The following is a 23,753-nucleotide window of genomic DNA, read 5'->3' as shown; positions in this document are numbered from 1 at the left end:
GTGATCTCCTATTCGAATAGCTCAGTGAGGTCTCTTATTACATAATCCGGTGTGACCCCTAGTTCGTCCATTATACCACCCGAACGGTTCACCCATGCAACCTGGAAACCGAACGTCTTCGCACCGGCGATGTCCCATGTATTGGACGATAAGAACAACACCTCTTCACGCTCGACGCCAAGCTGTTCTAGCGCATACAAGTAAGACGATGGATGCGGTTTGAACTGTTTGATCCCATTTACGGAAATCAATGCATCGAAATAGCCTTGAAAATCATGATATTTAATTAACGGATGGAGCATTTCTTCTGAACCGTTGGAGAAAACCGCCAGCTGATAGCCTTCCAATTGGGTAAGGACTTCCTTCACTTCATCGTAAGGCTGCAATTGCTTGTAAGCATTCAGCAGTTTTTCCTCTTTTTCAGGCGTTAATTCTACATCCTCAGTTATACAAGCATAACGTAATGCGTCCTGTGTAATCTCCCAGAAAGGACGGTAGTTACCCATCAATCCACGTAAAAAGGAGTACTCCAATTGCTTTTTCCGCCAAATTTGGCTGATGGTCTCCCCTTTTTCAGGGAATTGCCGCTCACACTCTTCAATGACGGAATGTACGTCAAATAACGTACCGTATACATCAAATACAATTGCTTTCACACGAAAATCTGCCATGATTGTTCAAAAACGCTCCTTCCTATTTCCCTATTTTTGGTCCGCTCGTTTCCCTATTCTTGGTCCGCTCGGATTGCAAGCATCGTAAAGAGTTTTTTCCGAAACAAAATCGGGATCGATGTCAGGATGATCAAGCTCACGATGGAAAAGATGAGTATTTCACTTCCACCGGAATAGGAACTGCTTCCAATCCCTGTGTAAATTGCCGCTCCTGGTATCACACCTGCCAATGTAGCAAAGAAGTAATCTCTGAACCTGATGTTGGAAACGGCACTTAAATAGGTCACCAATTCAAAATGCAAAAACGGAATCAATCGTAAAATCATCAAGATAATGAAGCCCTTGTCTTCAATCTGCTTCCGAAGTCCATCGTACTTCTCAGAGGATGGGATTTTTCCAAAAGAAAAACCTAATTGACGCACTGCTAGAAAAGATAGAACCGCTCCGATTGTTGTCCCAATTGTTGTGAGTAAGAATCCAAACCAAAACCCAAACGCTAATCCTCCAACGACTCCCAAGAGAGAAGAAGGAAATAAAACAAATGGTCTGAATGCAAAAATGAGTAGGTAAATACCAGGCGCAATCCATCCGAATGACATTACCCAATTGCGAATCTCTTCAGGTGGAATATCGAAGAATGTTCGGTTCAACCAAATGAAAACACCAATAATGGTTAAAATGATCGCAATCTTCTTAGCCAATTTACGTTTGTCCATAATTTTCCCTCGTTTTCGGAATTCATTGATCGAACGATAGACTCTAAAGGTTATCTTTCCCTTTCCGCTGACCTGACTAAACGTTAACGTTCCAGCTAGACAAAGAACCGCCAAACCAATGTGGTCAGGCGGTGTGTTCGACGTATGTCCTTCTATCTTAAGTATACTCCAATATCCTGAGCAATTACAGACTGTCTTTTACACAAATTTCCTTCTAATATTAAGGTTACTCAATTTAGGAGGGTGATGGATGTTTAATGAGATTTGGACAAACAACAACTTAAGACGGTACTTTACCGGTCGATTCATTTCTTCACTCGGCAATCATTTTTCTTTTTTCGCCCAATCTGTGGCTGCTTATCATTTTACCGAAACCCTTACTGCGGTGGGAGTCTTGTGGTTGGTTCGCGGGATTGCAAGTATCCTTCTCATCCCCTTTGGAGGTGTGCTTGCAGATCGCTTCCCACGGAAAAGGTTGATGCTTACGACAGACGTGATACTGGGGTTGTTAACGTTCTGCTTCATTTTCGTTGACCACGGAAATCAAGTCTGGCTACTTCCTTTACTAGCGTTTTCAACTCAAGCGGTCCAGCGTGTTTATGATCCCGCTGCTAAAGCGTCATTCAAAAGTATTTCTGATCCTACACCTTTAAAAATTTCCGGATCTGTCAGCGCCCTGCTCAGTCAAATTGCGGTCATTGCAGGACCTCTCCTCGCCGGTATACTTTATTTCAACACGAACGAATCTCTACAGCTGTTGTTTGTATTAGACGCTATCACTTTTCTTATCAGTTTTTTCTTTTTACTCCAAGTAGATTTCAAGGACTCTGAACGTCAACAAAATGTTCCCGGAAGACCACTTTTGTTAGAAGGGTTCCAATTCATTTTCCGTACCAGGGCGTCCGTTCATTACTCCTGCTGATCTTTCCTGTTGCGTGGACTGGGAAAATTTTTGATGTCTTGGTTTTGGATTTCAGCAATCGCATGAATAGTGACGGTCTACATTCGCTTGGAATGCTTTTGGCGATTTTCGCTACAGGAGGCATAACAGGATCTCTTTTTATACCCAAAGTGCACAACCGTATTCCTCCCACCCATCTTGTAAAAATAAGCGGGTTCACACTTTGCATTCTGCTGGTCCTGGTGGCGCAGTGGTTGCATCCGGTGACCATTGCTGTGTTTTCCTTCCTTTTCGGTGGCGTACTGACCGCAACCGTAACTTTACTGCAGATCGTCATTCAAGAACGTGTTGCGGATGAGTACTTAGGTAGAGTTTTTGCTGGCTGGAGTTTGATAGCAGTTGCAGGTGGTGGAATTGGAGCGTTTCTAGTTGGATGGATGCTTGATTCATTAACTATCAGAACAGGGCTTACTTTAATCAGTATGATCACGTTCATCCCGTTCCTGGCCTTCACTTTACGCTTTCCTAAGAAAACACATCAACGTGCTGAAGAATTTTTTTAACAGCACCCCCACATGTAATCCTGTAAACCCGAAACTTATTAACACAACCCCCTTAAAAGTTATTATTAGAAAGGACACTTTTGATGTGGCATCCCCTGCATCTCAAGTGTCCTTTTTGTATTGCTATGAAGCTGTCAATTGTTGATTGAGTTCCGTTCGAATCTGCTGTCTTGCGCGGTAAAGCCTTGACTTCACCGTACCGAGTGGCAATTGGAGATGAGTCGCAATATCTTCTTCCTTCATGTCTTCCTTATATTTCAGAAGGAAAGCTGTTCGGAGTGCAGGTTTCAGTTGAAGCACTTCCTGAGTGATTTCCCGCTTCATCCAAAGATACTCGATTTCTTGCTCCACATCATTGATCGCTTTCGTGCTCTCGTTAAAAATAATGTCATCCACTAAGATCGTTCCCGATCGTTTTTCTTTCCGGATCAGATCGATTGCGGTTCGTGAGGCGATTGTGGACAGCCAGGCACCGACCTTTTCTAAGTCCAAAATAGAGTCGATTTTGTTAAAAGCCTTGATGAACGTCTCCTGGACGATATCTTCAGCCAGGTAGGCGTCCTTCGTTATCATCATTGCAATCTTGAAGATCTTATCCGCAAAGGTTTCATATAAAAGACCGAAATCTAATTCCGGCGCATTCATTTCTGCAGCCATTCCCATCACCTCACCTTATTCAAAATGTTCCTTGACGAAGTCAGGAAGATTGTTATCCTCAAGCGTACCAAAGTCAACTTCCCAATTAGAATACATGTACATGACGACATAAGGACTGCCAGGGTTGTAAGATTTACTAGAGTCCAAGATCTTATCGATTTTCTCAGCATCCTTCACCATTATTGAATTTTCAAGGTCAATGATTTCTTCAGCACTTAAACGATGCAGGTTGTTCATCCCTTCTGCCTGTATGACAACTGCATAATTCACGTCTTCTGAACCAACTTGAATATCCTCTAGTACGCCAGCTTCCCTCAATACCTCTTTAAAGGATGTGTAGTTTGACGTTAGATTCATATGGAAGTCATCTCCATTATCTAGATGGATTGCAATATCAGCTTCATGATCGTGCCAGTTGGTCCAACCTTCATAAGGCGTGTTAAGCGTATCCTTTTGCAAAGCTTCTATTGCTTTTATTACAACCTTCGGATCTTTCAGTTGCGCATTGATACTAACCGGATGGTCTGGCATGATTCGAATTTGAATGACATCTTCTGGATTGACACTCAAAATACGGTTTGTTTTTAATTTGAATTCATCTGATTCATAAATTGGTTTTAACGCTTTGGTCATATCATCGTTCATTTGAACCTTATAATGCCTTGTGATTTCCTTACCATTTTCCAGCTCGTATGCCAGATAAATGTGATTGTAATTACTGTATCTCTGGGACTCACCCTTTTGTTCAATCAATCTTTTATGCAATTCACGAATTTCCTCTATATTTTCTGGAGTCGTTAATATTGACCCACCACCAAAATCAGGTTGATCAAAATTATCCTGCATGTATCCGTAAGTCACCTCACCGATATATGCGCTTTTCACATCTTCCATTTCAGGAACTCTTCTCTCATAACCAGTAACATCGAATTGAAGTGCCGCTACTAAAATACCAGCGGCTACTACATACAACGCATACCCTTTCAAGTGGGTGAACACGCGCCACGTTTTATGAAGCACCATTTCTGCTACAAGATATCCGATGAATGATCCAATTACGTATCCAACAATTAACCAAGGAAAGCTTCCGTGATATTGAAGCTCTGCGAAGTAAATACCTCCTAGTAACATGAAACAGAAGGTTACGCCATATTTGAAAATTGGCTTTAATGATTTGAAAACAAGTGGTTGTGAAACACTTTCAAGTTTACGATATTGATAGCATAGTAAACCTATCGTGAAAAATACGATTGTCAGCACGATGTAAGTCCACATTTGAACTGAACTGAAAGATCCATCATGTAACACGGGTATTGTTGTAATTGGTGAATAATTTTCAAGTTCGTTATTAAAATACCATTCTGCATCATAACCGTAGAAATAGTATTTAGCATTTAAATAGATCAGACTTAAGATTCCTGCTGGGAATAAAAACATGATGAACGTGAGCACACCCTGAACCGCTGATAAACCGGAAATCGTTCCAATCATGACAGTCCCAGAGAACATAAGTAGTAAATAGACAATAGAGATTCCAAACCAACTAGCGACATCTTTTAAAGCGTAATATTGTTCTAAGTCTAATGCTCCATGAATAATGACCAAAACAACTGCAGTCACGAACAACGGAATCACTAAGAATAGAGCGCCTATCAGAAAATATTGCGTGTACAAATTGGTTCTTTTTAAAGGTAAGCTGTGCATAAAATCAGATGCTTGCTTCACTTGTAGGAAACGATATAAAAAGATTCCGAGCAAGACCGGTATAGCGACAAGCATGATTAATTGAATACCAATTCCGATTTGGAACACATTGTCATAGTAGTTCAAGTTAGTAGCTTCTACTTGCATGTTTTGTTCAAGTTCGTCTTTTCGATAGCTCCAATCCATCAAGATCTGTAACGGAATCGTCAGCAAAAGACCGACTAGATAGATGATGCTCACCCATCCAACACTTCGAAAACTTTGTATAAGGATCTCTTTATTAATCCAGGACGCTTTGGATTGCATAACCCACATCCCCCATTTCGTAGATGAATATTTCTTCTAATGTAAGTGGCAACAAGTCGAAGATGACTGGATTGTATTGTTCGATCTGCTTTTCAACTTCCTCCGCTCGCCCCTGCACGATACAGAGCAGTACACTTCCTCGTTCTTCCTTATAAAGGACTCTTACATCTTCGAACAATCCTTCTGGAATGCCCTCTTTAAAGGCCACTTGGACTTTATGGACATCTGACTTCAAGTCGTCCAGTTCTTTTTCCAGTAAAAGTTCCCCTTTATGTAAGATGCCGATATGGTCGCAAATGTCCTCAATCTCCCTCAAGTTATGGGATGAGATCAAGACCGTCATTTCACGTTCTGCCACATCCTGAAGGATCAAGTTCTTCACCTTTTTCCGCATGACTGGATCGAGTCCGTCAATCGGTTCGTCAAGGATCAGGATGTCTGGCATTGCCGAAAGACTAATCCAGAACGCGACCTGGCGCTGCATGCCTTTTGAGAACTTTTGGATTTTCTTCTTTACATCAATATCGAAGACTTCACTTAACTGCTGGAAACGTTCTTCATTCCAACTGGGATACATACTTCGGTAAAAATTCGCCATCTGACGGACCGTGTATTGCGAAAAGAAATACAATGTATCCGGGATGAAAATCATCCGTTCCTTCACTTGAGTATTTTCGAAAACCGGTAGATTGTCGATGGTGATGTTCCCTTTGCTTTCTTTCAAGACACCTGCAATGATTCGCAACAACGTCGTTTTCCCAGCGCCGTTCGAGCCGAGCAGTCCATAAATGGATCCTTTTTTGACCGTAAAGGAAACATCTGAAAGAGCTTCCGTATCATCTAATTCTTTTGAAATTTTATTCACTACGATCATCTTGTTCCCCTCCCCCTATTGATTTTTCTGTTTCTTCGACTAGTGCTTGTAATTGTGGGACTGTCATCCCTAGATATAAGGCTTCTAAAATGAGTTTGCTCAGATCTTTTTCAACTTTTTGGAGCTTTTCTGTGTTGACGACGTCGGTCGTTTCACTCACGAAGCTCCCTTTTCCTTTTATTGAATAAATATAGCCCTGGGTTTCGAGCTCTCGGTACGCCTTTTGGATCGTGTTCGGATTGATCGTCAATTGCTGAGCCAACGTTCTGACAGAGGGGAGTTTCTCATCTTTCTTCATCACTTCACTGATAATCAACTCTTTGAACCGTTCGACTAACTGTTCATAGATTGGCTTTCTGCTTCTGACATCAAGATTAAACATGTACTCCCTCCCATCTGTACCAACTGTATTATCCGTACTAACTGTATTATGATTATTAATACAGTTTTGATTATATACCAGTAAATTCAATTTGGGAAGATATATTTGGAAAAAATTTTTGCTCATGTAGGTAAGGTAGGGGGACGCTATCCTTCCCGAAAACCGGAGGATCGCTCATTTGGGGCAGGATAAACGCTCTACCCTTCCCGAAATCCGGAGGATCGCTCATTTGGGGCAGAATAAACGCTCTACCCTTCCCGAAATCCGGAGGATCGCTCATTTGGGGCAGAATAAACGCTCTACCCTTCCCGAAATCCGATGAATCACTCTTTTTGGGAAGGGTAAACGCTCTATCTTTACCTAAAATCGCAAATACCTGCTTTTGAGGGCAAGATGTACCCTCTATCTTTACCCAAAACCAACTAATCACCGCTTTTGAGGGCAACATAAAAAGAACCCCACGTCTCTCGTGAGGTTCTTTCACATTCATACTATTATCTTGTTTCCAGCTCAATCCCTTGATAGAAGTGCTTCAGGATTTGCTCGAAGTTTTTCCCGTCAACGGCCATTCCAACTGCTCCGGTTTGGGATAATCCGACTCCGTGTCCCCAGCCGCCGCCGTAAACTTTGAATCCGGCAGCTTGATTGTCATCGTCACCTTCAACCGGATCGATATAGAACAGAGTGCTGAGTAACACACTATGTTTCCCAGCTGAGTTGATGTATTTCAACGACCAACGAATCTTGTCCTTTTGCTCGTAAAATGTTCCATTCTCAGTGACGTACTCGATTTCCAGTACGCGACCGAGATCAGCCCGTTTTACGACGTTGATCTCATACACCTCGCCGACATCGGTACCGAAGTATTCGCTCAAGACACCCGAAATTTCTTCGGCTGTCCACTCAAACTCCCATCGGTAATACTTCGACCAGTCTTTCTCATACTCCAATACTTTACTCGTTCGGAGTGAGGCAGCCTCTTTTGCATTTTTGAATTCTTCTTTTTGGGACTTATGTTTGTTTCCTTTTTTCCAATCAAAAACGAAAACACCTCGTAAGTAGTCGACTGGACCTGAGTCCCAGACGTCTTCGTTATTCGCTGTCACGCCACCGCTTGTTGAATGATAGACGGCTGTAATCAGCTTACCGTCCTTTGTCGCGACAACACCGTCTGTTTCTTGGACTGCTTGTGTGGATACTGGATGCTCGACCTCATAGCCGCCATACACTTGATCGGATGTGGTCGGCAACAAGTCGTATCCATCATTGCTGCGTTTTCCTAAGTTCGCGTAGGTGTAAGTACGGGCTGCCACGGCTTGTGCTTTTTGTGCTTCCATTTCTCCATACGGATTTGGTGGCAATTCCTTAGGCACGACGCCATACAAGTATTCTTCAAGCGGCAGTTCGTTGATACCAGCCAACGTGCCGTTGCTGTTGTAGCCAACTTCCCCAACACCGCGGTACTGCTTACCGTTCATTTCGATCAATCCATCCGGTGAGCTCACTACGACCGGATTCTCGGTGACAAACTCGCTTCCTTGATAGCTTACTTTTACCGATGAGACGCCTGTCGTCAACGTAATCACTTTCCAGAACGAATCCGTAGCGGCGAGTCCATTCGCAATCACTTCATTTCGGAAGTTATTCCGTACACTCCAGCTCGCATCCGCAGGGAACTTCCCTATGTATAGGCGATGCCCTCCGTTATACGGTTCAATATACGTTTCGTATCCCCCTGCTTCCGCACGGGCTACCCAGTCGTTCATGTAAGCTTCACTCGTTGTCCATGCCGTCTGCAATCTGTAGGAAGAGTCGACGGATCCCGTACTTTCCAACATCACTTCTGCAGTGTCGTTCACTGCTTCAACGAGCACATCACCCGTCACTTTGTCCTGGATACGGAAGGTGTCGGCACTCCCTAGTGTAAGAGACTCCGCTTCAGGAACAACACCGATTCGAATCATGTCTTCTGGTTCGGATGCCATCCCTTGTTGTGCATTTGGAAAAGAAAAAGCAACCACTGTCACCATCGTCAACAGCACAAGCCAAATTCGTTTCAACACATTTCCTCCTCATTTTTAGTCTTCTATCTGTACTTTTCGACGTTTGGTTGAAATTTCCTTTCAAAATTATCTTAATATTTCTAAAATTAAATTTTAGTCACATGGACCTAATTAAAGAAAAAACCGCTCAAAAAATGAGCGGTTTCCCTTTTATAAATGGCGAATATCTACGATGTCTTGCAGCTTCAAATCATAACGGTCGCCGAACTCATCGACGATGCGCAGCTCCTTCTTAACCGGATCCGCATAATGGATGTTGCCGACAAGGAGCTTATACTCATATGCCGAAAAGTAGACGAACGAAAGGGTTTCGTTGTAGGCCATCGCCTCATTAATCGTCTCGTTCATCTCCTCAAGCTTCTGTTCATCGAGCTCCGGCTTTTTCCGGAGGCGTTCTTCCTCCTTCCAGTCTCGGAGCAGCTTCACGTGCTCCGGAAGCATCATGGACGTCCATTTGATGTTGCCGCGATCACGAATACTCAATCGACCCACGCTCCTTTCTACGCTTTATGTCCACCGACAAGACGGCTGCGATGCCTTGCAGTCCCAGCAGGTGTGTAGGATACTGCGCGCAGGAGGGCGTCTCCTCCGTATTTCTCACGGATTTGGTCCATCGTATAGCCGAGCACCCGCTTTTTCGGGCGATCAAGTTCAAATAGAGACAGCTGCATTTCATCGTCTGGACACACATTCGATAAAGTGATGTTAAGCTTCCGTACCGTCTGACCTCCGTAAAATTCGTCAAACAGCTCTAGGCAGACACGGTACAAATCCATCGTGATGTTCGTCGGGTCCGTGATGGTTCTGGAGCGATGGAATCCTCCCCCGCCTTCATCCTTACTGTAACCGACACCGAGGCTGATCGTACGACCGGCTTTCCGCGCCGTCCGCGCACGTCGGCCGACTTCCTCACACATTTCGAGAATCACGTGCTGGATCTCTTTGCGGTCTTTATAATCCCTGAGTAAAATTTGGCCTTTCCCGTAGCTGATCTGTCCCTGCATGATCGGCGCGCCGATTTCAGAAAGGTCGACTCCCCAGGCATGATAGTATAGCTGATTCCCCATCACGCCGAACTTTTTCTCAAGCATTTTCAGCGGATAGTTCGCAAGCTGACCGACCGACATGATGCCCATCCGGTTCAGCGTCTTCTCTAGCCGAGGACCGATGCCCCACATGTTACTGAGCGGCGAAACTTTCCACAGCTTTTCCTGCACATCCTCAAACGTCCACTCCGCAATCCCTTCCTTCTTCGCTTCAAGGTCAAGGCAAATTTTCGAAAGCAACATGTTCGGACCGATCCCGATGGCACACGGCAGACCATACTTCTCCCATATTTCCTCCCGGATGCGGCGGGCGACTTCCCAGCCGTCTCCCCACAACCGTTCCGTCCCATCCACTTGTAAAAAGCTTTCGTCCACACTGTACGTATGGATTGAATCTTTCGGCACATAACGGTTGAACAAGCGGGTCAGGTCCGTCGAACGCCGCAGGTACAAGCGCATTTGCGCATTCACGACATGGATGCGCGGGTCGTCCGGCACCTCGAACAACCGGCTTCCTGTTCGGATCCCGAATTCTTTTTTCATCATCGGTGAAGCAGCCAATACGACACTGCCCTGCCGTTCGGTATCTCCTACAACGACAAGGTAGCACGTAAGCGGGTCCAAGCCTCTCTCCACCGCACTACAGCTTGCAAAGAAACTTTTCATGTCAATACAAAGGATCGTTCGTTTTTCAAAGGTCGAATAATCAATCTCCATCCTCAGTCACTCCCAATAAGAACGTTTGTTCTATATCTTATGTCTTATTGTAAGCGAATATACGTTCGCTTTCCACTGGTAATTTTCACCTAGGTCTGATTTTTTAAACCTGATTCCGTTGTTCTCAAGGATTTGAACGTATGATAAACTGAAATTATCATAATTTTCCAATCAATTAGGTGACAGGGTGGGGATCAAATTGCTCGAACATATGGAGAGATATTTCAGGGAAAGCATCAGAGTGAAAAAGACATTCGTATGGGTACTGGTCTTTTGCATCTCATTTTTTCTAATATTAAATTGGGTGAAATTCCCGACCAAGATGATCAATTGGATTGTACCTTTTGAAGTGGTAACACCAGCTTATTTGCCTTTTGAAGCAGAAGAGGAATACGCAGAATTCACTGGTTTCGATCGAGTACGGCTCGTGTTCGAGAATGCGGAAGATTCCTTGGGTATTTGGGTAACATCTGAAATCGGCTGGAACAACGTAACCGATTGGGACGAAGAACTGACCTTCGAGGATGGTCGGAAAGCCTATTATACTGAAAGTGACGGGACTCAAATGCTTAGCTGGCGAAACGGAAAAGAAGTCGAGTACGCCATCGACTATGTGGGGAAAGAACCTTTAAGCAAAGACGAATTGATCCAGGTTGCTTCGTCGATTAAATAAGGAATGTTTTCATGTTTGCTCTATTCATTATCATCTTAGGATTGATTGCTTATCAATTTCCGCTTGTTCAGGCGTTTTTCCACTATAATCATGGTCTATCCACCCTATTTCTTTTGGTGATTTTTTCGATTTTCATTCTTATAATATTCTGGGCATCGAAAAGAGAAGAAGAATAAAGCAAAAGCCGCATGCATCCAGGCATGCGGCTTTTCGCGCATAATTGTTTAATCGTACTTCAATATCATACTCTCTACTTACATTATACTCCTGATTCCCAATAATTTGTAGACTACTCTTTCTAAAATTCCTGTCATATACTTTTGTTATCAAATCTAAAAAAAAGAGGTGTACCCGTATGGATGACCAAAAAGATGTCTTAGATCATGGTCCTTTCTTTCATGGTACTAAAGCTGAACTAAAACTCGGAGATCTATTAGAACCGCAACACTTATCAAATTATCAGGACAAAAAATCGAACTACATATATTTCACAGCAACATTAGATGCTGCTAAATGGGGTGCTGAATTAGCAAGATCTAAATCGAAAGAAAGAATTTATATTGTAGAGCCATTAGGTGATTTTGAAAATGACCCGAACTTAACTGATAAAAAATTTCCCGGAAACCCAACCCGTTCATATAGATCTAAATCACCTTTGAAAATAATAGCTGAATTGGGTTCATGGGAAAGACATACCGATGAAGAAATCAATCATATGCTTACATCTCTAAAAAAGTTACGTGAACAAGGAAAATATGTAATATACGATTAAACTTCATTCCACGCTTCTTTCTCTTTTTTAAAAAAATCCCGAACTTAAAGTCCAGGATTTTTATCAATCTTGATATTAATTTTAGAATTAACTGTTGTCACTTATCTTGAAGCTGTCTAATCGCTTCTTCTGTAGCTTTGGCAATGAGTTCATCTGCATTGTTTGCGTTTTCACGACTGGAGAGTACAGCGAGAACGATGGGGTCTCCATCTGTCGGCCAAATGACAGCGATATCATTACGAGTTCCGTTTGCGCCGCCGGTTTTGTCTCCTACTATCCAGCCTTCAGGAACACCCGCACGGATCAAAGCATCGCCTGTCGTGTTTCGTTTCAACCAGTCATTCAGTAGATTCTTCTTTTCACTGGGAAGAACACTGCCCAGTGAAAATGCTTCTAAGCTTGTAGCAAGTGCTTTAGGCGTGCTGGTATCTCTCGTTTCCCCGGGTCCGACATTATTCAGGTCCGGTTCCATTCTTTCAGGTTTTGTAACATCATCACCGATTTTGTGGAGAGCTTCCTTGAATCCTTTAGGACCTCCGATGGCTTCTAGGATTAGATTCCCTGCCGTATTATCACTGTAACGGATAGAGGCATCACTTAACTCCCGTAAGGTCATACCTGTATCAACATGCTTTTCCGTTACTGGATTATAATTGACCAAATCCGCCTCCGTATAATTAATTTTTTCGTCAAGATCATCAATAGATTTGTTCATTAGAAGTACTCCTACAGCTAGTGCCTTGTGAGTAGATGCATAGGTGAAGCGTTCATCAGCTCGATAGGAAACCGTTTGATTGCTCCCCGTATCAAGTGCATAAACACCAAGCCTGGCATTATATTCCTTCTCTAGATCCTCGAAACTGACTTTTGTTTCATGCTCCGTTTTTGACGCTGATTCACTCTCGTAAATTGAACAGCCCACGACAAACATAACACCCAAGGCAAAAACTCCTGCTCCCAAGACTCGTTTAAATAAAGTCATAGAACCCTCCAACCTTTAATAGTAATAGATTGAGTTTAATGCATTTTCAGTTCGTGTACTTCGTCCAAAGTGCCTGATTATATTCCATCCATAGAACTGCTTTATGGTCAGGTTAAAGACTCTTTTACTTCAACGGGATTAAATTACGTACTACGGACCTAAACAAAAAAAAGTACAATGAATAAGTGCACCTCTTGGTATCTTAATTTTTATTTATTGTATGAATTAGAGGAAATGAATAGTCATCTTAGAACTTATTATAGATATTAATGAGAAAAGGAGAAAAAAATTGAGTAATCAAATCATTCCTGCAATCATTGCTTTTGTATTCGTATCCGTATTATCCCCACTATTCATTTCTATCTTGAGAAAACGAAAGCTTCTTCAACCGATTAGAAAAGAACTCCCTCCGGATCATCAGTTGAAAAAAGGAACACCGTTGATGTTTGGATTGATTCTATTAGTAGGGATTATCGTTTCCCTTCTATTTTCACCTACTCCATTCATGTATTTCCTATCTGCTACCTACATTCTGTTTGGCTTTATTGGTTTTTTGGATGATTTTTGGAAAGCTTCTCGCCAAGATCCGTTAGGGGTATCAGGTAAGACCAAGCTCATCTTACAGTTTCTTTTTACTGGTGCATTACTTTACTACACGATTGACGAACTAGGTGTAGACCCAATCATTCGTATTCATAAAAATCTTTCCTTCGATCTTCCCATGGTATTTTATATCATAATCATCACCTTGTTTGTCGTTGGTTCTGCAAATGCCATCAATTTTACAGATGGGATGGACGGCCTTTTAGGAGTCGTTGCAATTCCAACCTATTTTTTCTTTTTTGTGATTTCAGATCGTACAGAGGTACAACTGTTTTGTTTGATTATGATTGGATGCTTACTCGGTTTTCTCATTTATAATATTTATCCAGCCAAAGCTTTTATGGGAGATACAGGATCTCTAGCAATAGGTGGATCCCTTTCATTTCTTGCTGTGATTGAGAAAGTTGAGATTGTAATTCCCGTATTGTTCTTTATCTATTTCGCAGAAAAACTTTCGGTTATCTTACAAGTTGCTTCCTTTAAACTTACAAGTCGACGAATCTTCAGATTTACACCAATTCACTACCACTTCAGCTTAAAATATGGGTGGTCTGAAAATAAAATTGTCACGGTTTTTGGATTTATTTCTTGGATTTGTGCTTTTATCAGTTTGGCGTACTGGAAATTCTTTTTGCACCCTTAATTAAACATCTGTAAAAATGAAAGGAACTTCGTAATTACGAAGTTCCTTTTTTGCATACCAATATGTCAAATTGTTTATTAAGTTACTTGTCTCTCATTTTGAAGTAAATACACTTTAATCATAAAATAACTCACTTCATCAGGCAGCAGTTCTTTGATCGGCTTCAACTTCTCGCCGTTTGCTTGCTGAATGGCGTGTTCTATTTCTGAAACATATTCATCCGGAATAATATCTTCCATCTGAACGTCCATTCCTTCTTGCATGCATTGAATGAGATGACTCTCCACCGTGCTCACCGCGAGATCGCGATGCTCTGCAATTTCTTCCACACTCATCTCTTCTTTAAAAAACGTGTACGTCTCAAGATGTGAGTTCGGTGTAGCTTTCTTCGGCTTTTCAATACTGTCAGATCCCTTTATTGCTTCGTCTTTCTGCTCAGGGTTCTGGACTAGATAATCCGTAATGGCTTCAATGAACCGTTCTCCGTACTTTTCGAGTTTATTTTGCCCTACACCCGTTATCGTTAAGAATTCCTCTCTAGACTGTGGCTGCTTCACACACATGTCTTTCAAGGCCGTATCTGCAAATATGACGAAAGGTGGAACGTTTTCTCTTTCAGCAATCTCTTTACGAACCATTCGAAGTTCCTCGAACAATGGATCATTGACGGCAACTTGTTTCGTCTGAACAGCTTCTTTCCGCTTCACAGTTTCTTTTCCGAGTAGAACGTCCTTCCCTTTTTCATTGATGTAAAGGGTAGGAAATGTACCGTGTTCAACAGCTATTAGTTCTTGCGAGATGAAAAATTCGATAAAGTCCGTCACTTCTTTTGTACTTTTTTCTTTCATCAGACCATAAGTCGGAAGTTTATTGAGACGCAATTCCAGTACTTTTTTACTTTTGGAGCCTGTCAGTACTTGAGCGATGATCGTCTTTCCGAATCTCTTTTGCCCCATTCTCACGATACAAGACAGGACGATTTGAGCTTCTCGTGTCACATCGATACTTTCACGCGAATCAGTACAATTGCCGCAGCGACCACATGGCGGTGTATCCTCGTTACTGAAATACCTGACAATCGATCTTTGCAAACAGCTTTCTGTATGACAATAATCCACCATGAGTTGCAGCTTCTGCAATTCTTGCGACATGCGATCAGCTTCACTCGATTGATCAATTAAAAAGCGCTGTACTTGAACATCTTGAGGAGAATACAGAAGGATACATTCACTCGGAAGTCCATCACGTCCGGCACGTCCTGCCTCCTGGTAATAACTTTCCATGTTCTTCGGTAGCTGGAAATGGATCACATATCGGATATTGGATTTATCGATTCCCATACCAAACGCGTTGGTGGCTACCATCACTGTTGATTGATCTTGTAAAAACTGCTCTTGCTGTTCCATTCGCTCCGCTTCATCATAGCCAGCATGATAGCGTGAGACGTTGACACCACTTTTTTTCAATTGTTCATACAGCTTATCCACTGTTTTTCGGGTGGCTGCATAAATGATGCCTGCTTCATTTCCATTCTTTTTAATAAAGTCTTTTAAAAATTTGACCCTGTCTTGTCCTTTGATTACAGAAAATGATAGATTTTCCCGCTCAAAACCTGTCAGAACCGAATTGTTCTCATCAATATCAAGTGACCTACAAATATCCTGACGAACTTTCGGTGTAGCCGTTGCCGTTAACGCCAATACAGTCGGTCGTTTCGGCAGGCTTCCGATCATTCTCTGAATGCGCTGGTAACTTGGTCGGAAATCATGTCCCCACTGCGAAATACAATGGGCTTCATCCACTGCAATCAAGGGAATGTCCAACTCTTTTAAAAGCGTCATAAAGTCATACGATTCCAGTCTTTCAGGTGCGATATATAATAATTTGTATTCTCCGCTTTTCGCTTTTTCAATTCGTTCTCTCGTTTCCGATCCAGTGAGTGAACTGTTGATGAAAGCAGCAGGGATACCTAATTGTAGCAATGAATCTACTTGATCTTTCATTAAAGAAATTAATGGAGAAATGACGATCGTCGTTCCCTCAAATACGACCGCTGGAATCTGATAACAAATCGATTTCCCTCCACCAGTCGGCATCACACAAAGGGTATCTTCCCCGTTCAAAACCGATTGTATCGCTCTTTCTTGGCCCAATCGGAATGACGAATAACCATAGTATTGCTCCAGCATCTCTTTTGCTCTTTGTATCAAAACTTGTGATCCTCCTCGGATTATCTTCTCTGTTTATAAGGGTACCATCTGTACTGAGAAAAACATATCAAAGTTTAGATTTCTGCACATAAAAAAATTGACGTATCCTACTTCTCTTAGGAGTACGCCAATTTTTTCTAGTATTTTCTTGCTAGACTTAATCTTCTTTCTTTCTCGCCGCAGTTGGTCTGAAGCCTGGCTTCTCTTCCATTTCATATGAAGCGTCAAGTTCTTCCGAAAGCTCAACTTCTTCCTGCGTCAATCCGCCGACTTGATTTGGATCTTGCGAGATCTTTTTCTTGCTGTTGTTCGCTTTTCGACCGTGGTCCATTCTTCCCATGAAAGAACCTCCTTTCATGGGATTAGATTGCGAAAATCACCATTGAATTATTCGAAACGCGACCGCTTTCTAGCGTGTGAATGGTGGAATACTCTGCTTGAAGTTGAACACGTTCATCGGGTCGACCCGCGTTTTCACTTTTCGCAACCGATCGTAGTTTTCCCCGTAATAAGAGGTCGGCCAGTCAGAAATGGTCAGATCCGGCCAGTTGACGTAATCGCCTCTCGTATAAGGACTCATATGTTTCCGTAAAGCCACGACCCACTCGACGAACTTTTTTGGATCTTCACCTTTTTCCCAGGTCGTGTTGTATTCCTGAGCGATAAGTGCATTTCTGTGAAAATACGCCGTTTCCGTCGGACCGACTGTCTGGACCTTCCCTGCCAACGATTGCTGCCAGATCGATGCATTCTCATTCGGAGCATTTTCCAAAAACTTTTTCATGATTTGAATGCCACGTTCCGGAATTTTTTCATAAACAAAAGATCCCGATCGCTTAAAGTAGGAGGGTTCGTTCCCTGCAGGATAATTGAAATGTTCGAACGCTCTATTGAAAGGTAGCGATGCGATTTGGATTCTACGAGGGCGTGTTCCTTTCAGCAATGGTCTGATCAGCTGCTTCAATTCCTCTTTCGGGCCTACGAATTGCCCCTCCGATAGTATCAAATTTTGACTTTTCGCATGTAATTCTATGTCCGATGTTAACCTCTCATCGGTAAAAGGAGCCCAATTTTGCCATGAGTCAAACGCTTTTTCCAATTGATCAAAGTCCCATTCCACCCGGTATATGGAAACCATGTCTATCGGATGAACACGGAACGTGAACTGGGTGATGATTCCGAAGTTTCCTCCCCCACCTCCGCAACAGGCCCAAAACAAATCCCTGTTTTTCCATTTATTCGCCTCAACAATCTCTGCACTGTTGTCGCCTTTCGGAATCACGATCCTTACCCCAATGAGATGATCACACGTTAATCCGAATATTCTTGATAAGTATCCGATGCCTCCACCTAATGTCAGTCCCGCTACTCCAACACTGTATTCTGTTCCGCCTGGAAGAGCTCGTCCATACTTCCATAGCGACTGATACACATGACCGAGATCCGCACCTGCATCAATGACCGCAGTATTGCTACTGGTGTTCACCGACACTTTAACCATCTCGCTGATATCAATGACAATACCTTTGTTCAGTATAGAAAAATTTTGATAGCTATGCCGACCGCTTCTCACTCGAAAAGGAATATCGCGTTCACGCGCAAATTTCAATGCATTCAAAACATCCATTTCATCCTGGCAAAATACGATTGCAGCAGGGTACTTGCCTCTGTATAGATTCAAATTGGTGCGGGCTTCCGGATAAGCCGGATCATCCGGCAAAACGACCCGTCCAGTCAATTTTGTTGCCATTCTCTCTCCACCTCTAGCTTGTCTTATTACCGCAGTATATGAAGTAACGACAAGTTTAGGGAGGGCAGAACGGCAACTTTCAGGTCAATTATTCACTCGGCTCTTGAAAGAGTATCCCTTGTAACCTCCATTATCAGAGGACAATTTCAGTATGTTCCGGTCTTCCGGGATGCCTTCAAAGTACGAGCCGATACAGCCGGTCGTACACCGGTGTCCGGAAATCAATATGTTTACATCACTTGTACCGTACTTGTTCTCAAGCTCCTCCATGAAACTGAAAACCCGCTTCATGTAGCTAGGAATGTCTTCAACTCCCTCATAGACATCTGGATCGGGTATAGCCTCTTTCATTTGAACATCCTCTTTTTTCATACGGTCCGCAGTACCGAGGTCAAAGACATCCAACCTCGGGTCTATTGCAGGAGTCACGCCTGTTGCAATTTCAGCAGTATGAACCGCCCGCTCTTGTGGAGATGAAAAGACATAGTCAAAAGAGACCCCTTTCAACTCCCCTCTTAACGATTCAGCTTGTTTGATACCTTGTCCATTTAAAGGCAGTCCATTTCTACCTTGCAGCCTGCCTTCTTTATTCAAGTCTGTTTGACCGTGTCGGATGACATATATCATATTCTTCCTCCTTTGAATAAAAGAGCATTACTTCTTATCGAAGCAATGCCCACATGTACGTTAAGACGAAGGAACGAAAAGCTTTTCTTTTGCTTTGTCGTATTCATCTTGTAGTTCGGCTACCATTTCCTTGACCGATTGCACGGCTTGAATCTGATGGACTCCTTGCCCAGCCGACCAAATATCCTTCCAGGCTTTAGAATCCGATTGATCCAGAGAAGAGAGGTCGACTTTTTCCTTACTCTTCAATTTCTCCAGATCAATGCCAGCTTTGATGATGCTGTTTTTCAAATAATTGGCGTTAACACCTGTGAATGCATCCGTATATATGAGATCATCCAAGACCGATTCAATCAGCATCTCTTTATATTCATCTGATGCGAAGCTTTCTTTTGCCGAGATGAATCTCGTTCCCATATAGGCTAAGTCCATCCCTAACACTTCAGAAGCAAGCACGTCTCTGCCACTTGAGATGCAACCCGCAAGTATCGTGATACCATCCCAAAATTCCCGTACCGCTCCTGCGAATGCGAAGCTGTTGATGGTGCCTGCATGTCCGCCTGCTCCTGAACACACGAGGATGAGTCCATCTACACCTGTTTCAGCCGCTTTCCTAGCATGTGTAATCGTAGATACATCTGAGAAAACGAGTCCACCATAGGAATGGACGATCTCAATGACAGCAGATGGATTTCCGAGCGATGTAATGACAATCGGAGGCTCATATTTCTTCACGATTTCAAGATCCTTCTCATATCGTTTGTTCGATTTATGGACGATAAGATTCACAGCCCATGGGGCAACTTTTCGGTTCGGCTCCTTCTCCTTCGCCTCACTTAACTCAAATTGAATTCGTTCCATCCATTCTTCTAGAATCGTTTCGGTACGAGCATTCAATGAGGGAAACGATCCGATGATACCTGATTTGCAACTTTCAATGACGAGTTCAGGACTGGATACGAGAAACATAGGTGCAGAAATTACGGGTACACTTAGTTCTTTTGCAATATGATCTGGTAGCTTCGATAACAATTGGAAAACCCCTTCCATAATTCTTGTGCATACCTACTAATACGCCATCGGAATCAACTACACCTTCCTTTTTCCAAAATCGATCTCTGCACCTATGCCCAACAGAGCTCATACTCTGCAAAGGGGAGGGGTTTCCGATGGGTGCCATGGCTTCATTGTTCGAGGAAATGATCATGCTGTACGGAATAGCTGTGATTGGGTACATCGCTCGGAAAGCTCGAGTACTTCCGGACGGATCCGACTATGTATTGACCCAGCTTGTCCTCTATGTCACCTTACCTGCCCTCATCCTTTATTCCATGGATTTTCCCTATGAAGCTCGTTACCTCCATGATTTCAGCTGGTTGCTCTTGTTATCGATTACCGCCATCATCATCGCCTGTCTATTCGGATACCTTTTACGAAAAAACGCAAAACTACCCGATGAGCAAAAAGGCGTCTATGAAGGATTGATCGTATTCGGGAATCAAGGATTCATCGGTTATGCCATCGTTTATTTGTTACTCGGTGACATCGGCATCCTTTATACTGCGGTGTTCAATTTTCTTTACATCGTCTTGATTTGGACATACGGCATTTATGTGGTTGGAAAAAGCAATGCATCGTTCACATGGAAATGGCTCGTATTCAATCCGGGTGTAATGGCTACAGTGATCGGGTTCATCCTTTTTCTACTTCCGTATCAATGGCCACAATCGATCCATAACCTTTTTGAAACCGTCGGACTTCCCACCGTCCCGCTTTCAATGCTAATTATCGGAATCCTTTTAGCGAACTTAAACAAGAAAGAGGTATGGAACTATTTTTGCAGTCCATACCTCTGGTCTTCTGTATTCATGCGCTTGATCGGGATCCCCATTTGCCTCGTTCCGTTCATTGTTTTACTCGACAATAAAATTCTCTTACTCGTTGCGGTATTGGTTGCAGCAACGCCTTCCGCTCCGACAATCGCCTTGTATGCAAGGAAGTATGGAGGTGACCCTTACTTCGCATCCGTCGGTTCAGCCATATCAACCGTGCTCTCCATGTTCACGTTGACTTTCCTTTATGGGTTGTTGAAGTGGCTAGGTGTGTGACAAGACCGCTTCATGGAAGATTCGACGAAATGTATTGATGTTTACAGGCTCTATTTGATGCAATCGGTTCGTGAGAATCACCACAACGATTTTCTGTTCAGGATGGATGAATAAAGATGTCCCCGTGAATCCAGTATGACCGTACCCACCTGGAAAGTTCGGCGACCACTCAAATCCTAGACTTCTGGACCCTACGACTGTATTTTTAATTTCATCTATCAAGCTTGGTTGGATATCTACTTTCTCTGCATGTGAAGGATCGATATAAATTCGGCCTAACTCGAGAACATCGTCCACATTTGAAAAAAGACCTGCATGACCGGAGACACCTCTGAAGAAGTAATGCGTGTTTCCATCATTCACTTCTGCGATGATCGGTCGATCTGTTCTTCTCCATCTGTTAAAAGTGAGAGACCGCTCTTCGCACATCTTTCGCTCAATGTGATTGCCAAACTCCGTGGCTGCCACATTCTCCGCTTCAACCGGACCATATTTCATGGTCGACAAACCCAAAGGTACACAGATTCTTGTTCGGACAGCTTCATTCAAGGAATGTCCTGTTGTTTCCTCAATCACTTTTCCAAGCAAAATGAAGTTCACGTCACTGTACTTCACTTTTTCAGCTTGAAAAAGGTTTGGACCCAATTTATGAAGCTGTGAACAGAAATCATCGTCAGCCGTATAAAATGGATGCCAGGCAATCAAACCGGAAGAATGGGTCAAAAGCTGAAATAGGGTAATAGATTCTAGTTTTTCTCTCAGTTTGGGATGCTTAATATTCAAAAACTCCCCAACACAAGTATCCATCCTCAATTTTTCCTGACTGATCAGCTGTAAAATCATTGTCGTAGTCATGATTTTCGTGAGAGAGGCGATATCAAAAATAGTTTCCATGTTTACCGGTTCAAGTGTCGGTTCAGTTTGCCGATACCCTTCAGCTTTTTCATAAACCGTCTTTTCCTCTTTCAAGACCTTGACGACACAGCCTGGAAATTGAGTACGCACAGCGTCTTCTACGATTGCATCTAATCTGTTCATGAATTTCCTCACCTTTTTTCCAATCGTTCTACAGGTCGTTCCCCTTTTGCTTCAATCCGTCCGAAAATCAAATCCACAGTTGCCTGGAAAGAAGCCTGTTGGTCCGAGTACTGCGCAATCGCAGCATCAACCTCTGATAACACATCCGCATCATACGGATTTCGTGCCATGACAAGAATGGATTTTTCTGAGTGGCGGATGGTTTCATTCATGGCTGATTGTTCCCAACCTGTATCCCCTTCTCCGATAACGGTTTTGGAATCGGTTATCAGAATGGTCATTTCGCTCTTCTTCAGTTCTTGCTTCTGCGCTTCTGTGAGGGCATCACCTTTTAATAGGATCAGAGTAACTTTTTTGTGATCCTTCCAAAGCGCGTACTTCAATTTTTCTAAGTGTTGGCTATTGGTAGATACGAATGAGATTTGCCCGTTGACTGGTGCTGTGAGCGGAATCACACTTCCCTCATTTTTCATGAGTGTAATAGAATCCTGGGCAATCTTTTTTTCTAGTTCCACAGCTCGATTTGTAACCGCGGCATCTAACTCGTCTACCTCACTCTCATCGATCCACTTCAACTTCGCTTGTAAAATCCGATTGACCGATTGATTAAGCCGCTCTTCTGAAATCCGATTCTCTTCTACCGCTTGGGCCAAGGAATCATACGCGACTTTCAAATGGTCGGGCATAACGATGACATCCACACCTGCCAAAACCGCTTGAACCGCAGCTTCTCCTGGACCGAAATGATCGGTAATTGCCTTCATCTCCATAGAGTCTGTGAAAAGAAGCCCTTGAAACCCCATCTCATTCCTTAGTAGTTCATTCATGATTTTGGGTGACATAGTCGCTGGCGTTTGGATCGGTAAACCATCTTTACGAGAGGTGAATTCCGAATCATCAATGTTTGGGAAGGTGATATGCGCCGTCATGATACCAGGCACACCTTGCTCAATCATCTTACGGAAAGGTTTCCATTCGACTTGTTCCAGCTCTTCAATCGACTGTTCGCTGACTGGCAGGACGTAATGAGAATCCAAATTCACACTCCCATGACCTGGAAAGTGCTTGGCAACTGCCATTACGTCAGAAGCGTGCAGTCCTTCCATGAACGCGAGACCCATCTCAGTGACTAGCTCAGGATCATCTCCGAACGACCTCACACCAATGACCGGGTTATTCGGATTCGTGTTCACATCAACGGAAGGAGTGAAATCAATATGTACACCGATTTGTCGGAGTTCAGCTCCTAGCACTTCCCCGGTTTCACGGGCAAGGTCTGCACTATGTGTTGCACCAAGTGCCATATTGCCTGGAAGCTCGGGAAAGTAAGGGAGGCGTGTCACAATTCCTCCTTCTTGATCAATGGAAATGAGGAGTGGAACGTCACTTCCTTTCTGCATCGCTTCATTCAATTGCTTCACTTGATTCCGACTCTGTATATTTTCACGAAAAAGAATGATTCCACCAGGCTGGAACGTACCGAGCATTTCATTCAACTCATCGTTCATCTCAGTAACCGGTTCTCCATCCATCTCACGGATTGCTGGCATGAGCAGTTGACCGACTTTCTCTTCTGTACTCATTTGTTTGATAAAATCATCAAGATCCTCATCCGATTGCACTTCACTCCACATCATCGGACTTTGATTCATATAGATGAAAATAAAAAGAAGCAACAAAATGCCTGCAATTGTTGCTCCAATCAACCACTTATAAGATCGTTTCATTCTCTCCCCCCTGATTGTTT

The 23,753-nt window shown here is 43.1% G+C and carries 23 protein-coding genes; 6 read left to right on the top strand and 17 right to left on the bottom strand.

Annotated elements, in window-relative coordinates; all coding sequences use genetic code 11:
* Window positions 1–8: 8 nt before the first annotated feature.
* Complete coding sequence (locus tag ACXQIQ_RS01410) at window positions 9–671, bottom strand: haloacid dehalogenase type II (protein WP_439300505.1); 663 nt, start codon at window positions 669–671, stop codon at window positions 9–11.
* A gap of 53 nt (window positions 672–724) precedes the next feature.
* Window positions 725–1,387: a TVP38/TMEM64 family protein gene (locus ACXQIQ_RS01405; protein WP_439300506.1), complete on the bottom strand. Its 663-nt coding sequence runs from the start codon at window positions 1,385–1,387 to the stop codon at window positions 725–727.
* 250 nt (window positions 1,388–1,637) lie between these two features.
* Here ACXQIQ_RS01405 and ACXQIQ_RS01400 point away from each other — a divergent pair, with 250 nt between their 5' ends.
* Window positions 1,638–2,309, top strand: coding sequence for an MFS transporter (locus ACXQIQ_RS01400; RefSeq protein WP_439300507.1), 672 nt, complete (start codon window positions 1,638–1,640; stop codon window positions 2,307–2,309).
* Between the two features lie 62 nt (window positions 2,310–2,371).
* Complete coding sequence (locus tag ACXQIQ_RS01395) at window positions 2,372–2,851, top strand: MFS transporter (protein WP_439301960.1); 480 nt, start codon at window positions 2,372–2,374, stop codon at window positions 2,849–2,851.
* 123 nt (window positions 2,852–2,974) lie between these two features.
* Here the strand turns inward: ACXQIQ_RS01395 and ACXQIQ_RS01390 are convergent, their stop codons facing one another.
* The 7 genes from ACXQIQ_RS01390 to ACXQIQ_RS01360 form a co-directional block, all read right to left on the bottom strand.
* Window positions 2,975–3,508 (bottom strand): RNA polymerase sigma factor, encoded by a 534-nt coding sequence (locus ACXQIQ_RS01390; protein WP_439300508.1) that lies wholly within the window; start codon window positions 3,506–3,508, stop codon window positions 2,975–2,977.
* Window positions 3,509–3,523: 15 nt separating this feature from the next.
* Window positions 3,524–5,518, bottom strand: a complete 1,995-nt coding sequence (locus tag ACXQIQ_RS01385) for a DUF6449 domain-containing protein (protein ID WP_439300509.1) — start codon at window positions 5,516–5,518, stop codon at window positions 3,524–3,526.
* Entirely contained in the window at window positions 5,493–6,392 is a 900-nt protein-coding gene (locus tag ACXQIQ_RS01380) for an ABC transporter ATP-binding protein (protein WP_439300510.1), read from the bottom strand. Before ACXQIQ_RS01380 ends, ACXQIQ_RS01385 begins: the two co-directional genes overlap by 26 nt.
* Window positions 6,376–6,774, bottom strand: coding sequence for a GntR family transcriptional regulator (locus tag ACXQIQ_RS01375; RefSeq protein WP_458025719.1), 399 nt, complete (start codon window positions 6,772–6,774; stop codon window positions 6,376–6,378). Before ACXQIQ_RS01375 ends, ACXQIQ_RS01380 begins: the two co-directional genes overlap by 17 nt.
* A 494-nt stretch (window positions 6,775–7,268) precedes the next feature.
* Window positions 7,269–8,834, bottom strand: coding sequence for a SpoIID/LytB domain-containing protein (locus ACXQIQ_RS01370; protein ID WP_439300512.1), 1,566 nt, complete (start codon window positions 8,832–8,834; stop codon window positions 7,269–7,271).
* Window positions 8,835–8,987: 153 nt separating this feature from the next.
* Window positions 8,988–9,320, bottom strand: coding sequence for a YolD-like family protein (locus ACXQIQ_RS01365; protein WP_439300513.1), 333 nt, complete (start codon window positions 9,318–9,320; stop codon window positions 8,988–8,990).
* A 17-nt stretch (window positions 9,321–9,337) separates the two neighbouring features.
* Window positions 9,338–10,600, bottom strand: a complete 1,263-nt coding sequence (locus ACXQIQ_RS01360) for a Y-family DNA polymerase (RefSeq protein WP_439300514.1) — start codon at window positions 10,598–10,600, stop codon at window positions 9,338–9,340.
* 322 nt (window positions 10,601–10,922) lie between these two features.
* Between ACXQIQ_RS01360 and ACXQIQ_RS01355 the strand changes: the two genes are divergently transcribed.
* On the top strand, window positions 10,923–11,273 hold the full coding sequence (locus tag ACXQIQ_RS01355; protein ID WP_439300515.1) for a DUF4367 domain-containing protein: 351 nt from the start codon (window positions 10,923–10,925) through the stop codon (window positions 11,271–11,273).
* 355 nt (window positions 11,274–11,628) lie between these two features.
* Entirely contained in the window at window positions 11,629–12,045 is a 417-nt protein-coding gene (gene arr / locus ACXQIQ_RS01350; RefSeq protein ID WP_439300516.1) for an NAD(+)--rifampin ADP-ribosyltransferase, read from the top strand.
* Window positions 12,046–12,142: 97 nt separating this feature from the next.
* On the opposite strand, the gene bla is transcribed toward arr, so the two are convergent.
* Window positions 12,143–12,976, bottom strand: coding sequence for a class A beta-lactamase (bla, locus tag ACXQIQ_RS01345; protein WP_439301961.1), 834 nt, complete (start codon window positions 12,974–12,976; stop codon window positions 12,143–12,145).
* Between the two features lie 340 nt (window positions 12,977–13,316).
* Here bla and mraY point away from each other — a divergent pair, with 340 nt between their 5' ends.
* Window positions 13,317–14,273, top strand: a complete 957-nt coding sequence (mraY, locus tag ACXQIQ_RS01340; RefSeq protein WP_439300517.1) for a phospho-N-acetylmuramoyl-pentapeptide-transferase — start codon at window positions 13,317–13,319, stop codon at window positions 14,271–14,273.
* A gap of 77 nt (window positions 14,274–14,350) precedes the next feature.
* On the opposite strand, the gene recQ is transcribed toward mraY, so the two are convergent.
* From recQ to ACXQIQ_RS01315, 5 genes are all read right to left on the bottom strand, one after another.
* Window positions 14,351–16,483: a DNA helicase RecQ gene (recQ, locus tag ACXQIQ_RS01335; protein WP_439300518.1), complete on the bottom strand. Its 2,133-nt coding sequence runs from the start codon at window positions 16,481–16,483 to the stop codon at window positions 14,351–14,353.
* 157 nt (window positions 16,484–16,640) lie between these two features.
* Complete coding sequence (locus tag ACXQIQ_RS01330; RefSeq protein ID WP_439300519.1) at window positions 16,641–16,823, bottom strand: YfhD family protein; 183 nt, start codon at window positions 16,821–16,823, stop codon at window positions 16,641–16,643.
* A gap of 69 nt (window positions 16,824–16,892) precedes the next feature.
* On the bottom strand, window positions 16,893–18,233 hold the full coding sequence (locus ACXQIQ_RS01325; protein WP_439300520.1) for an FAD-binding oxidoreductase: 1,341 nt from the start codon (window positions 18,231–18,233) through the stop codon (window positions 16,893–16,895).
* Window positions 18,234–18,317: 84 nt separating this feature from the next.
* A complete protein-coding gene (locus tag ACXQIQ_RS01320) occupies window positions 18,318–18,860 on the bottom strand; it encodes a histidine phosphatase family protein (protein ID WP_439300521.1) in 543 nt (180 codons plus the stop codon).
* Between the two features lie 60 nt (window positions 18,861–18,920).
* The gene (locus ACXQIQ_RS01315; RefSeq protein WP_439300522.1) at window positions 18,921–19,892 is read right to left on the bottom strand and encodes an NAD(P)H-dependent flavin oxidoreductase; all 972 of its coding nucleotides are present in this window, start codon (window positions 19,890–19,892) and stop codon (window positions 18,921–18,923) included.
* A 137-nt stretch (window positions 19,893–20,029) separates the two neighbouring features.
* On the opposite strand from ACXQIQ_RS01315, the gene ACXQIQ_RS01310 reads away from it, so the two are divergent.
* Window positions 20,030–20,968, top strand: a complete 939-nt coding sequence (locus ACXQIQ_RS01310) for an AEC family transporter (RefSeq protein ID WP_439300523.1) — start codon at window positions 20,030–20,032, stop codon at window positions 20,966–20,968.
* Here the strand turns inward: ACXQIQ_RS01310 and ACXQIQ_RS01305 are convergent.
* Entirely contained in the window at window positions 20,957–22,006 is a 1,050-nt protein-coding gene (locus tag ACXQIQ_RS01305) for a serine hydrolase domain-containing protein (protein ID WP_439300524.1), read from the bottom strand. The two genes, ACXQIQ_RS01310 and ACXQIQ_RS01305, sit on opposite strands and share 12 nt — an antisense overlap.
* 8 nt (window positions 22,007–22,014) lie before the next feature.
* Entirely contained in the window at window positions 22,015–23,733 is a 1,719-nt protein-coding gene (gene nagZ, locus ACXQIQ_RS01300; RefSeq protein WP_439300525.1) for a beta-N-acetylhexosaminidase, read from the bottom strand.
* Window positions 23,734–23,753 lie beyond the last annotated feature (20 nt).

It is taken from the genome of Pseudalkalibacillus sp. Hm43, assembly GCF_054170705.1.
Note: the sequence above shows the minus strand (reverse complement) of the source record. Positions and strands in the feature narration are given on the sequence as shown.

What these genes read in the sequence shown, in the direction of transcription:
- ACXQIQ_RS01410 (WP_439300505.1), bottom strand. Translation starts at nt 671, where the DNA reads ATGGCAGATTTTCGTGTGAAAGCAATTGTATTTGATGTATACGGTACG.
- ACXQIQ_RS01405 (WP_439300506.1), bottom strand. Translation starts at nt 1,387, where the DNA reads ATGGACAAACGTAAATTGGCTAAGAAGATTGCGATCATTTTAACCATT.
- ACXQIQ_RS01400 (WP_439300507.1), top strand. Translation starts at nt 1,638, where the DNA reads ATGTTTAATGAGATTTGGACAAACAACAACTTAAGACGGTACTTTACC.
- ACXQIQ_RS01395 (WP_439301960.1), top strand. Translation starts at nt 2,372, where the DNA reads ATGAATAGTGACGGTCTACATTCGCTTGGAATGCTTTTGGCGATTTTC.
- ACXQIQ_RS01390 (WP_439300508.1), bottom strand. Translation starts at nt 3,508, where the DNA reads ATGGCTGCAGAAATGAATGCGCCGGAATTAGATTTCGGTCTTTTATAT.
- ACXQIQ_RS01385 (WP_439300509.1), bottom strand. Translation starts at nt 5,518, where the DNA reads ATGCAATCCAAAGCGTCCTGGATTAATAAAGAGATCCTTATACAAAGT.
- ACXQIQ_RS01380 (WP_439300510.1), bottom strand. Translation starts at nt 6,392, where the DNA reads ATGATCGTAGTGAATAAAATTTCAAAAGAATTAGATGATACGGAAGCT.
- ACXQIQ_RS01375 (WP_458025719.1), bottom strand. Translation starts at nt 6,774, where the DNA reads ATGTTTAATCTTGATGTCAGAAGCAGAAAGCCAATCTATGAACAGTTA.
- ACXQIQ_RS01360 (WP_439300514.1), bottom strand. Translation starts at nt 10,600, where the DNA reads ATGGAGATTGATTATTCGACCTTTGAAAAACGAACGATCCTTTGTATT.
- ACXQIQ_RS01355 (WP_439300515.1), top strand. Translation starts at nt 10,923, where the DNA reads ATGATCAATTGGATTGTACCTTTTGAAGTGGTAACACCAGCTTATTTG.
- arr (WP_439300516.1), top strand. Translation starts at nt 11,629, where the DNA reads ATGGATGACCAAAAAGATGTCTTAGATCATGGTCCTTTCTTTCATGGT.
- bla (WP_439301961.1), bottom strand. Translation starts at nt 12,976, where the DNA reads ATGTTTGTCGTGGGCTGTTCAATTTACGAGAGTGAATCAGCGTCAAAA.
- ACXQIQ_RS01330 (WP_439300519.1), bottom strand. Translation starts at nt 16,823, where the DNA reads ATGGGAAGAATGGACCACGGTCGAAAAGCGAACAACAGCAAGAAAAAG.
- ACXQIQ_RS01325 (WP_439300520.1), bottom strand. Translation starts at nt 18,233, where the DNA reads ATGGCAACAAAATTGACTGGACGGGTCGTTTTGCCGGATGATCCGGCT.
- ACXQIQ_RS01320 (WP_439300521.1), bottom strand. Translation starts at nt 18,860, where the DNA reads ATGATATATGTCATCCGACACGGTCAAACAGACTTGAATAAAGAAGGC.
- ACXQIQ_RS01310 (WP_439300523.1), top strand. Translation starts at nt 20,030, where the DNA reads ATGGGTGCCATGGCTTCATTGTTCGAGGAAATGATCATGCTGTACGGA.
- ACXQIQ_RS01305 (WP_439300524.1), bottom strand. Translation starts at nt 22,006, where the DNA reads ATGAACAGATTAGATGCAATCGTAGAAGACGCTGTGCGTACTCAATTT.
- nagZ (WP_439300525.1), bottom strand. Translation starts at nt 23,733, where the DNA reads ATGAAACGATCTTATAAGTGGTTGATTGGAGCAACAATTGCAGGCATT.